Origin of the sequence: Kosakonia quasisacchari (genome assembly GCF_004331415.1) — a bacterium.
In the GTDB taxonomy this organism is placed as follows: domain Bacteria; phylum Pseudomonadota; class Gammaproteobacteria; order Enterobacterales; family Enterobacteriaceae; genus Kosakonia; species Kosakonia quasisacchari.
In genome coordinates this window covers 48840-59303 of the sequence record NZ_SJOP01000021.1, presented here as the reverse complement: position 1 = coordinate 59303, position 10464 = coordinate 48840, and the positions used below count along the sequence as shown (strand labels likewise).

10 protein-coding genes are annotated in these 10464 nt (G+C 54.9%); 5 read left to right on the top strand and 5 right to left on the bottom strand.

The window, feature by feature from the left end; translation table 11 throughout:
* The first annotated feature begins 80 nt into the window (after positions 1-80).
* Entirely contained in the window at positions 81-1274 is a 1194-nt protein-coding gene (locus tag E0L21_RS19770; RefSeq protein ID WP_131412489.1) for a zinc-dependent alcohol dehydrogenase, read from the top strand.
* Positions 1275-1357: 83 nt separating this feature from the next.
* On the opposite strand, the gene nfsB is transcribed toward E0L21_RS19770, so the two are convergent.
* Positions 1358-2011 carry an oxygen-insensitive NAD(P)H nitroreductase gene (nfsB, locus tag E0L21_RS19765; protein WP_131412487.1) on the bottom strand — a complete coding sequence of 218 codons (654 nt, stop codon included), beginning with the start codon at positions 2009-2011 and terminating at the stop codon, positions 1358-1360.
* Between the two features lie 203 nt (positions 2012-2214).
* On the opposite strand from nfsB, the gene E0L21_RS19760 reads away from it, so the two are divergent.
* From E0L21_RS19760 to E0L21_RS19750, 3 genes are all read left to right on the top strand, one after another.
* Positions 2215-3150, top strand: a complete 936-nt coding sequence (locus E0L21_RS19760) for a LysR family transcriptional regulator (protein WP_131412484.1) — start codon at positions 2215-2217, stop codon at positions 3148-3150.
* Positions 3151-3229: 79 nt separating this feature from the next.
* Positions 3230-4183: an aldo/keto reductase gene (locus E0L21_RS19755; RefSeq protein WP_131412482.1), complete on the top strand. Its 954-nt coding sequence runs from the start codon at positions 3230-3232 to the stop codon at positions 4181-4183.
* 584 nt (positions 4184-4767) lie between these two features.
* Positions 4768-5661, top strand: a complete 894-nt coding sequence (locus E0L21_RS19750; protein ID WP_131412480.1) for a WYL domain-containing protein — start codon at positions 4768-4770, stop codon at positions 5659-5661.
* A 38-nt stretch (positions 5662-5699) separates the two neighbouring features.
* Here the strand turns inward: E0L21_RS19750 and E0L21_RS19745 are convergent, their stop codons facing one another.
* The 4 genes from E0L21_RS19745 to E0L21_RS19730 all read right to left on the bottom strand — a co-directional run bounded on the left by E0L21_RS19745 (position 5700) and on the right by E0L21_RS19730 (position 9716).
* Positions 5700-7019: a Fic family protein gene (locus E0L21_RS19745; protein WP_131412478.1), complete on the bottom strand. Its 1320-nt coding sequence runs from the start codon at positions 7017-7019 to the stop codon at positions 5700-5702.
* A gap of 211 nt (positions 7020-7230) precedes the next feature.
* Positions 7231-7626, bottom strand: a complete 396-nt coding sequence (locus E0L21_RS19740) for a (R)-mandelonitrile lyase (protein ID WP_131412476.1) — start codon at positions 7624-7626, stop codon at positions 7231-7233.
* Positions 7627-7839: 213 nt separating this feature from the next.
* A complete protein-coding gene (locus E0L21_RS19735; protein WP_131412474.1) occupies positions 7840-9003 on the bottom strand; it encodes a multidrug effflux MFS transporter in 1164 nt (387 codons plus the stop codon).
* Between the two features lie 110 nt (positions 9004-9113).
* Positions 9114-9716, bottom strand: coding sequence for a helix-turn-helix domain-containing protein (locus tag E0L21_RS19730; protein WP_131412472.1), 603 nt, complete (start codon positions 9714-9716; stop codon positions 9114-9116).
* A 45-nt stretch (positions 9717-9761) separates the two neighbouring features.
* Here E0L21_RS19730 and E0L21_RS19725 point away from each other — a divergent pair, with 45 nt between their 5' ends.
* Complete coding sequence (locus E0L21_RS19725; protein ID WP_131412470.1) at positions 9762-10454, top strand: B3/B4 domain-containing protein; 693 nt, start codon at positions 9762-9764, stop codon at positions 10452-10454.
* Positions 10455-10464 lie beyond the last annotated feature (10 nt).

Sequence of the window (10464 nt, the reverse complement as noted above, 5' to 3'; positions counted from 1 at the left end):
ATTACTGCCTATTTTATTTCTCTGCTCTGGTCTGTTCTATGCTTATCAGTTCTGTCTGAACCTTATAAGGAACAGGATATATGAGAGCACTGACTTATCACGGCGCGCATAAAGTTAGCGTTGATAACCGCCCCGACCCGGTTATCGAATCTTCAGACGATATTATTCTTCGTGTTACCGCAACGGCAATTTGCGGCTCCGACCTGCATCTTTACCACGGGAAAATACCGGGCACCAATCACGGCGATATATTCGGTCATGAATTTATGGGCGAAGTGGTGGAAACCGGGCCGGGTGTTCATGCCGTCAGTAAAGGCGACCGGGTAGTGATCCCTTTTGTCATTGCCTGCGGGGAATGTTTCTTCTGCAAACTTCACCAGTACTCGGCCTGTGAGCAAACCAATTCCGGCAAAGGCGCGGCGCTGAACCGCAAAGGCATCACGCCGCCTGCGGCGCTGTTTGGTTACAGCGATTTGTACGGCGGTATTCCCGGCGGCCAGGCCGAATATGTACGGGTGCCGAAAGCCAACACCGGGCCGTTTAAAGTACCGGATACGCTGGCCGATGAGAAAGTGCTGTTTCTCTCCGATATCTTGCCTACCGCGTGGCAGGCGGTGAAAAACGCCGAGGTGAAACCCGGTTCCAGCGTGGCGATTTACGGTGCCGGACCAGTCGGTTTACTCACGGCGGCCTGCGCACGTCTGGAGGGGGCAGAACAGATCTTTATGATTGATGACAGCGACTACCGGCTGGCTTTTGCCCGCGATCGCTATGGCGTGATACCGATTAACTTCGATAAAAATGACGATCCCGCCGCCTGGATAATTGAAAACACGGCGGGACACCGTGGCGTTGACGCCGTTATCGATGCCGTGGGATTTGAAGCCAAAGGCAGCACCACCGAAACGGTGCTCAGCACGCTGAAAATCGAAGGCAGCAGCGGGAAAGTGCTCCGACAAGCGATCGCTGCTACGCGCCGGGGCGGGATTGTCAGCGTGCCCGGCGTGTATGCCGGATTTATCCATGCCTTCATGTTTGGCGATGCTTTTGACAAGGGGCTGACATTCAAAATGGGCCAGACGCATGTGCATGCGTATCTGCCGGATTTGTTACCGCTGATTGAGTCCGGCCATTTGAAACCGGAAGAGATCGTCACGCACCACCTGCAGCTGGAAGAGGCTGCTCGCGGGTATGACATCTTCGATAAGCATGCCGAAGATTGCCGCAAAGTGATCCTCGTGCCGGGCATGAATGCAGAAAAAGCGACGATTTAACCTGCCGCCTGTTCGCTATCGGGAATTGTTGGAACGCGCAATGCCTCTCCTGGCGAGGAGAGGCATACCGAAGCGCTGAAGGCTTAAATAAAGGTAAAAATCTCGTCGCGCGGCAGGCGCGATTTTGGCAGCGCGGCGTTGAAATCGTTGTCGCTGCGAAAACCGAGCGACACCAGCACCACGCTGGTCAGCCCTTTCTCACGCAGGCCGAGGGAGAGATCCAGCTCGCGCTGGTCGAAACCTTCCATCGGTGTGGCATCAATCCCCAGCATTGCCGCACCCAGCAGCAGGCCGCCCAGTGCCAGATAAACCTGTTTTTCCATCCACTGTGGCAAATCGCGTTGTTCATAACGGTGAATCGCTACGTACGAACGGCGACCCTTATCCTGGCCCGCTTTTGCCGCTTCGTCTTTAAAGCGACCCTCTTTCTGCTCTTGTTCCAGAACATTTTGCAGATGCTGCTCATCAAGATCGCTGCGTATGCACAAGGCAATAACGTGGGACGCATTGACGATTTTCGGCTCGTTATAAACGAACGCAGCGGTGGCGGCTTTCGCCATTGCCGCGCGGCCTTCCGGCGTGGAGGCGACCACAAAGTGCCACGGTTGCGAGTTCACTGAAGAGGGGCTGTTTTGCAGCACGTTGAGCAACGTGTCGATTTTGTCCTGCGGCAGCGTTTTGCCGGGTTCAAAGGCTTTCACGGTATGGCGGGCAATTACGGCATCATCAAGTGTCATCGTTATTCTCCTGGCGCAATGTATGAAAATTCGGGACGAACCGTCCCGTAGAGTGTGAGGAGAATAAACGCAAAGCGGCACAAGATAAATCGGTGTAAAAAGGCAGCACTTTCACTCGGCGAGTGAAAATGGGGTTTGCCCGGGCGCGGTTTTCTGGCAAAACAGAGAAGCCACTCGCCTGTTATTCATCCTGCGGAGAAACCATGATTCGGCTGGAAGATGTCACGCTGTTCGTCCGTTCAGCGCTACTGGGAAGTTTTTCAAATGCAGCGCGTGAAGCCGGGCTGTTACCAGGCCAGGTGAGCGCGGCGGTACACCGGCTGGAGCGCGATCTGGATAAACGCCTGTTTGTGCGTTCCACGCGCAGTTTGCGCCTTACCGCCGAAGGGGAAAAATATCTCCCTTTCGCGCAGGAGATGCTGGCGGTGGTCGCCGCCGGTGCCGAGAGTTTGCACAGCGGCGATAAAGAGATTCAGGGCGAGTTGCGCGTGGCGGTGCCTTCCGATATTGGCCGCAATGTTCTGCTGCCGCTGATTACGCGCTTTTGCGAGCAGCACCCCAAAGTGTCGCTGCGGCTTTCGCTTTCCGATCAAATCAGCGATGTCTTTCGCGATCCGGTCGATATCGCCATTCGTTACGGCGTGCTGGACAACAACAGCTATGTCGCGCTGCCGCTGGCGGAAGATAACCGCCGGGTGCTGGCGGCGGCACCGGCTTACCTGGCGCAGCACGGACGCCCGCAAACGCTGGATGACGTGGTCAATCACCACTGTTTACTTTTCACCATGAACAGTCAGGTGTATGACAAATGGAGCTTTCCAGAAAACGGCATGCGCCGCCAGTTGATCGTCAAAAGCCGGATGCTGTGCGACGACGCCGATGTTGCCCGGCGTTGGGCGCTGGAAGGCATGGGCATTATTTATAAATCGTGGATCGATATCAGCGCTGATGTGCTGGCAGGGCGGCTGGAAGTGCTGTTGCCGCAGCACCCCGGCGAAGCCACGCCGCTGAACCTGATTTGCCCGCATCGCAAACAGTTTTCCCCGGCAATTCGCCATTTGCATAGCGTGTTGCGTGAACATCTGCGCCCGATCACCGCGTTGCTGCAAACTCACCCAGCGTTTAAACCGCACGGATGACCAAAAAATGTACGCCACTGCGCGCCAGGATTAACCTCTTTGCGTAGAACATTACGCACGCTTACGGAGGTATCAGCACATGGCTTTACGTTCACTGGGTACAACAGGGTTACAGATCCCGACACTGGTTTTCGGCGGCAACGTTTTTGGCTGGACGGTCGATGAAAAACAGAGCTTCAGCTTGCTGGATGCATTGCTGGAGCGAGGTTTTACCGCTATCGACACCGCCGATGTTTACTCGCGCTGGTCTCCGGGCAATAAAGGCGGCGAATCGGAAACCATTATTGGCAACTGGCTGGCGGCGCATCCTGGTGCGCGCGACAAAGTGACGCTGTTTACCAAAGTCGGCGCCGATATGGGCGAAGCGGGTAAGAAAGGCCTTTCCGCGCGCTGGATCACCCAGGCGGTGGAAGATTCGTTACGCCGCCTGAAAACGGACTATATCGATCTCTATTTCTCACACTGGCCGGACAGTGACACTGCGTATGACGAAACACTCGGCGCGTATGAAAAGCTGCTGAAAGCCGGGAAAATCCGCGCCATTGGCGCATCTAATCTGAATGCCGAGCAACTGGGCGAATCGTTAAAAGTGGCAGACGCTAAAGGTCTGCCGCGCTACCAGGTGCTGCAACCAGAATACAACCTTTACGACCGTTCCAGCTTTGAAGGCGCGTTGCAGGATTTAACAGTGCGGGAAAACATTGGCGTGGTGACCTATTACAGCCTCGCGTCCGGTTTCTTGTCCGGTAAATACCGCAGTGAAAAAGATTTGAGCCAAAGCCAGCGCGGGCAGGGGATTGCCAAATATCTGAACCCGCGTGGTTTCGCCATTGTTGAGGCGCTGGAAAGCGTGGCGGCCAGCCACAATGTGAAACCCGCCGAAGTGGCGTTGGCGTGGCTGATTCAGCAACCGGGTGTTACCGCGCCGATTGCCAGCGCCACCAAACTGGCGCATATCGACAGCTTTGTCACCGCCGTATCGTTAAACCTCTCCGCAGATGAAATCGCCGCGCTGAATAAAGCCGGTGCCTGATCCCCATTGCCCGGAGCGGTATACCGCTGCCGGGCTGCATAACCTGATGCGCAATTGAGCTATAGCCGCGCACCAATCCAGACCGCAATACGCTTTTAAAACAACGGCAAACAAGAATATAACGCAACTTATCTGCGCACTTATTGGCGGCGTGTGAGCCCTCACTTTGCCCATCGAACCGGCGTAAGTCACGCGGGTGTCTTTCGCCATCAGAGTGCGGTAGACACCGCCAGCACGCTTAACGGTAACTACCTGAGTCGTTAGTGATTGGCGGTATCGCCCATAGAAGGAAGAGTGTAAGCGGCGGATCTGTTGAGGTTTTGTTGAAGTAAACGCAGCAGTAATGTGCAAAAAATCCCCAAGTGACACACCCTGTCAGGGCGATCGTTTATCTTTCCCTGAGCGAAATCATGGCATTGTGTAATTGTTGCGCTTTGGGCGGAAATTTCATTTTAGTTTTTCGTGTTATTGCCGTTAACCACTATGAAAAAACAAGGTGTTACCTGGAAAACAGGGCCGTGGCGCGTGGGTCAGGCCGTAACCGTTAACGTCTCCTGAGACTTTGTATTTCGGAACCCGTCACAATGAAGGATAGTCACGACAGAAAACACGACCCGTTGATTGAGCGGCTGTGCGAGATCTTCGCGGCACTGTATCAGGGAAAGATCATTGATAAAGCGTGGCTGTGCGAAAAATTCGGTATCACGGAACGTACGGCTTATCGCGATCTGGCACGGCTTGGGCATATTCTCGATCAGGTTTCACCGGGGCGTTATAAACTCAGCGTCCATCTTCTTCCTGCCTTGCATAACGGCCATTTGGCGGAGTTCGCCGATTTTACCGGCGTGGCGCACCTGTTTCCGCGTAATGACGGTCAATCACTGCGTAACAGTATGCAGCACCGTGGCAATATTACGTTTCACGCGCCGAGTAGCCGGGAGAACCGGCAAATTGAAGATGTCATTAATCAGCTTAATCACGCCATTACCGGGCATTGCGAAGTGGAATATCACTATCGCGATAAACCCCGGTGTGCGCAGCCTTATCGGCTGATTAACCAGTACGGTCTTTGGTATCTGGCGGCGGTGGAAAATGGACGGCTGAAAGCGTTTGAAGTGGCGCGAATCGAAAACCTGAAAAGCACGACTCTTTGTTTTGAACCCCATGCGGAGGTGCTGGCGGAGCTGGAAAACAGCGTCGGCATCCGTTTTGGCTCGCGGGTGGAAGCGCTGCTGCGCGTCTCGGCGCACGCTGCCGAGTATGTTACCCGCCGGGCGCTGTTTCCGGCACAACGCATTGTTGAACAGCATGATGACGGTAGCTTAACGCTCGCGACCGCCATCACCGATCCGCACACGCTGTTTCGCTGGTTGCGCTACTGGTTGCCGGATATCGGCATTCTTTCTCCGGCGTCGCTACGCGAACAGTTCGAGCAGGATCTGCACCTGCGCTACGCCCACGGCGTGGCGCAGAGATAGCGTCCGCGCCTACAAAAGTGAAAAGTATTGGTGGGGGGCTAGCGAGGCCTTCCATCTTCAATCCACTTTTTCACTAACCCCATCGGCAGGCGGTACCGCGCACAGTTATACACCTCAAGGATGCGCAGTTCTTCCTGCAACAGCGCTTTGAAACGAGCCGTTTCTTCCTCGTCGAGGACGATAGACGTTAGCGCGGCGTCCAGGTTCTGCCTTTCGCGAACCACATAACCAATCGCTTCATTTAACGCTTCGCGATGACGAAACCGAAACGGGTCAGGTACACCCATCGCGTCGAGTGTGACAGCATATTTTTTAATTGAACGGCGATATAAAAACTCAAAGAGCTCAGCGGCAAGGGAGACGTCTCGTTTTTCATAAATCCCCATCATGGCATAGGCGTATTCGGTGGGGTCTGCGTCGAGAAAGGAGAGGGGAGCGCTGTTGTAAATCATCAACGGAATATTTGCGGCGAGCCGGCTTGTCCGCTTGTTGCCATCTTCAAAGGGCTGTAGATAAGCAAGGTTGACCCACAGGAAAAACGCGGATTCAACCGGGTTTTTAATCAGCCTTGCTTTCTCAACAATGATTTCAAACATTTCTTTAAGCAAAACAGGCGTCTGTGGAGGTGTATATGTCGTGCCGCTGACGTTAACGATTTTGGTTCTTATGCTGCCAAGCTCCATTGAGTCCGACAATAAATCACTCATTAAGATCGAATGCAGATTGCTGATGACAGGTGTTGTGAGCCCGTACTGCGGAACCGCATCAATAAGAAACTCAATGGCTTGTTTATGGTTGAGCAGCATTACCGCATCCATGTCTCCCGCTTCCCTGCCACTGCGAAACAGCTCTTCTGTTGCCAGCAGTGAATAGGTGTTGCCTTCCAGGCGAGAAGAGGACCATGAGAGATCGACCAGCAGTTGTTCCAGTACTTTTCGGGCATAGGTTCCGGCAGGCTGTTGGCCCGCCATTTGGCCTTCGTTCAGCAGGGTTTCCGCAAGCGCTTCAGACAGTAAAAATGTTTCGTTAGGGATGTAGGCATCGACGAAATCCCGGACATAACCGGTGATTTCTCGTGTGGTAAGCGGAGACTGAAGGTAGGTCAACAGAGACCGGGCATTATATGGCGCAGGAGATTCGTTTGCAGCCATCACCAGGCGATGAAGCGCAGCACGGGATAGTGTATAGCGGGTGGCTTTTCCCACTCCTTCTTTACGCAATAATCCTTCGTTGATAAGGACTTCAAGGTGGCGTTTGATTGTCGACTTGCCAACCTGGAGCGCCTGGGCAAGTTCGCTGGAACTGACGGGCGTATTTTTCTCGCGGATCGTCACCAGTATTTCGTCTCGTACAGCCATACTTTCTCCTTACCCAACCCGCTTAGCCTTGTGGGCCGTAAATGTTAATACGGCCCATCATAAAGGCAAATACGGCTCATGGTAAGAAAAATAGGGTCCATATTCGATTTTTTCGGCCCATCTCGCAGAAATGCGGCCCATAATGGGCAGACCAGCTCGGCTGCGCTTTCGGCTAATCTTTATTTTCTACGTTGCTCATTATGCCTCCGGATTAGCCGTGATACTGCTCGTCGGTAACATGTTCAAGCCAGGTAACCGGGCTGCCGTTGAGCGATTCGGCAATGGCGATATGCGTCATTGCGTTCTCAGCCGTTGCGCCGTGCCAGTGCTTCACCTCCTCCGGGATCCAGACGATATCGCCCTGATTCATCTCCTGGACGGCTTCGCCTTCGCACTGAATCCACCCTTTTCCGTGCGTAATAATCAGCGTTTGACCTAGTGGATGGGTGTGCCATGCGGTACGCGCGCCGGGTTCAAAAGTGACTATCGCGCCACCCACGCGTGCGGGTTCGTCGGCTTTAAACGGCGCGTCGAGACGTACGCGACCAGTGAAATAGTCCTGCGGCCCTTGCGCAGAGGGAACCGAGGCGCTGCGGATGATTTTCATGCTGTTCTCCCGTGTTTGAATACGTTTTAAAGCGTAGCTGGCAGGCGAGAAATCGTTGAATGCGTCGCGACCAGAACTGCGACTGACACCGGTAAGTAACCCGATTTTCTGCGCCCTATCCACTTCGAAAGGAAAAGTGACAGGGCGATCATAATCCTCACTGACTACCTACACTATTGGGGGAAATCGGCATGAGCTTATGAGTAAAACTCATCAATGGCGGCGTAGCGCCATGACTGCACTGGCAAGGGTAAACAGCGCCATGATCCACGCCATCGTCCAGGGTGTTCCGTCGCGAAACCACGTCAGCAGCAGCGAAGAGATAATACCGCTGCCATATTGCAGCGAGCCAATCAGCGCCGAAGCGGAACCGGCGATAGAGGGAACGGCGTCGAGCGCGGCGGCGGTTGAGGTGGCAGCGATAATGCCGTTCATCGAGAAGAACAGGAACACCGGAATAATCACCGTAGCAATGCCGCCGAACTGCAATTTCACTGCCAGTGCCAGGGCCACCATAGCCAGCGCGGCAACCGTGACGGCGATTTTCAGTAACTTATCCAGCGGATGGCGCTGCACCAGCCGCCGGTTCAGAAAGCTCACCCCCATTAGGCCGACAATATTGACGGCAAACAGCCAGCCGTAATATTGCGGATCAATATCGTAATAGCGGATGTAAACGAACGGCGAACCGGTAATAAAGGCATAGGCAGAGACGTAGAAGAAGGTCACGCACAGCGTGTAACGCATAAACGCGCGGTTACGCAGCAGCGCGAGGTAGTTACGAAATGCGCCCGGCAACGAGGCTTTGGTGCGTTTTTCGGCGGGTAAGGTTTCCGGCAGGAAATAGAGCGAGAGAAACATCAGCGCGCCAATTCCCGCCAGCAGCAAAAAAATGGCGTGCCAGCTGGTGATTTGAATAATTTGCCCGCCCGCCAGCGGCCCAACGATCGGCGCTATCGCCATAATGATGGTTAAGGTTGAGAGCATTTGCGCCGCGCGGGTGCGGGCAAACAGATCGCGGATCATCGCCCGCGCCAGCATCGGGCCGGTGCAGGCACCGAAAGCCTGAAACACGCGCCAGAACACCATCTGGTGGATTTCAGTAGAGAGCGCGCATCCGGCAGAACCGATGATAAACAACAGCATGCCGATAAACAGCGGCGTACGACGACCGACTGCGTCGCTGATCGGCCCCCATACCAGTTGTGCCAGCGCGAAGCCGACCAAAAAGCCGGTGATGGTCAGTTCAATATCGCCCTGTAGTTCTTTCGCCATCAAGGGCATCGCGGGCAGGTAAATATCCGTCGACAGGGACGTAAAGGCCATCAGCGCGCTGAGGATCGCGAGAAATAGCGGCCCGTGTAGCTTGTTGTTCATAAAATCCTGATTAAGTCGCGAAGGGAACGCCGACAAGGGCGGAACGGTATCTTAATCAGTGCGGCACAAATGATAACGCCATTAAATCATAATGACGTTATGCGCCAAATTCATGAGTGACGTTCGCTTACCGTCATGGTGAAAATAACAGGTTGGCTGCTTTCATTGGCATAGTGGTGCGCGGTGTCGGTTTGTGCCACCGCAGAGCAGCCTTCACCCACGACGAGCGCCGTTTGGCCAACCTGAATGTGCAGCGTGCCGCGCTCAACGTGCAGCAGTTCCACGGTGCCGGAAGGGTGGCCTGGCGAGGCGAACCGCTCGCCGGGGAACATCTCCCAGCGCCACATCTCCAGCATATCCGGCCCGCTGGTGCCTGCCAGCAACCGCGCAGTGCCGCCGTTTTCGCCCTGCCACAACGTGGGGATGTCTTCTTTTTCGATCAGATGTGCGGTCGGTTTACTGGCGACATCGACGATATCGGCCACCGAAACGCCCATCGCGGCGGCGATTTTACACAGCAGGGCGATACTCGGATTGGCGAGACATTTTTCGATCTCGACCAGCATGCCTTTGCTGACACCCGCGCGGCGGGAAAGCTCATCCAGCGAGAGTTTTTGTTGCTTACGAAACGCTTTAATACGCGTTGCCACCGCTTCACTGACGCGATGAACATCCGCGCCTGAGTCGGTCGGTTTATTGACTTTTTTGGTCATCGGTCGATACTGTGCAATAAAATGGTCACTAAAAAGGATTATCCGATGCTTTCCGTTCAGCCGTCAATCGATGCCCGTCTTTCCGCCATCGCCCCTGGTTTTCGCGCACTTAGCATTTATGTTGATGCCGCGCCGCTAGTGAACCCGCAAGTGGGAGAAACGGTACTGGCGAGCGCCTGTGAGTGTGTGGCTACGGGCGGCCCGGTATGGGCGGATGCGCACCTGGCGGCATGGGATGAGGTGTTTAAGCGCTTTGGCGCAAAGCCAAAACGCACGCCCTGCTCGGCACAAGCGCTGCGAAAACGCGTGCAGCGCGACGGCGTGGTACCTGCAATTGACCCGGTGGTGGATCTCTATAATGCCATCAGCCTGCGCTACGCTATTCCCGTCGGTGGCGAGAACATTGCGGCCTATCACGGCGCGCCGCGTCTGACGCTCGCTGACGGTACGGAGCTGTTCGACATGATGAAAGAGGGCGAGCTGGCGCACGAATCACCGGAGCCGGGAGAAGTTATCTGGCGCGATGACACTGGCGTAACGTGCCGCCGCTGGAACTGGCGGCAGGGCGTGCGCACCCGCCTGAGCGCTGCCGACAGCCAGATGTGGTTTATCCTCGAAAGCCTGCCGGAAATGCCGCTGGACGCATTATGTGAGGCAGGCGACGAACTGATCGCCGGATTGCAACGTATGATGCCGGGCTGTCGTGTTGAAAAAAACAGGCTCGGGTTTGATCTCTGAAGGGGGAAGA

Excerpts from the sequence above, each read along its gene's own strand:
- E0L21_RS19760 (WP_131412484.1), top strand. The coding sequence starts at position 2,215 with ATGATTCGGCTGGAAGATGTCACGCTGTTCGTCCGTTCAGCGCTACTG.
- E0L21_RS19735 (WP_131412474.1), bottom strand. The coding sequence starts at position 9,003 with ATGAACAACAAGCTACACGGGCCGCTATTTCTCGCGATCCTCAGCGCG.
- E0L21_RS19755 (WP_131412482.1), top strand. The coding sequence starts at position 3,230 with ATGGCTTTACGTTCACTGGGTACAACAGGGTTACAGATCCCGACACTG.
- E0L21_RS19730 (WP_131412472.1), bottom strand. The coding sequence starts at position 9,716 with ATGACCAAAAAAGTCAATAAACCGACCGACTCAGGCGCGGATGTTCAT.
- E0L21_RS19740 (WP_131412476.1), bottom strand. The coding sequence starts at position 7,626 with ATGAAAATCATCCGCAGCGCCTCGGTTCCCTCTGCGCAAGGGCCGCAG.
- nfsB (WP_131412487.1), bottom strand. The coding sequence starts at position 2,011 with ATGACACTTGATGATGCCGTAATTGCCCGCCATACCGTGAAAGCCTTT.
- E0L21_RS19770 (WP_131412489.1), top strand. The coding sequence starts at position 81 with ATGAGAGCACTGACTTATCACGGCGCGCATAAAGTTAGCGTTGATAAC.
- E0L21_RS19750 (WP_131412480.1), top strand. The coding sequence starts at position 4,768 with ATGAAGGATAGTCACGACAGAAAACACGACCCGTTGATTGAGCGGCTG.
- E0L21_RS19745 (WP_131412478.1), bottom strand. The coding sequence starts at position 7,019 with ATGGCTGTACGAGACGAAATACTGGTGACGATCCGCGAGAAAAATACG.
- E0L21_RS19725 (WP_131412470.1), top strand. The coding sequence starts at position 9,762 with ATGCTTTCCGTTCAGCCGTCAATCGATGCCCGTCTTTCCGCCATCGCC.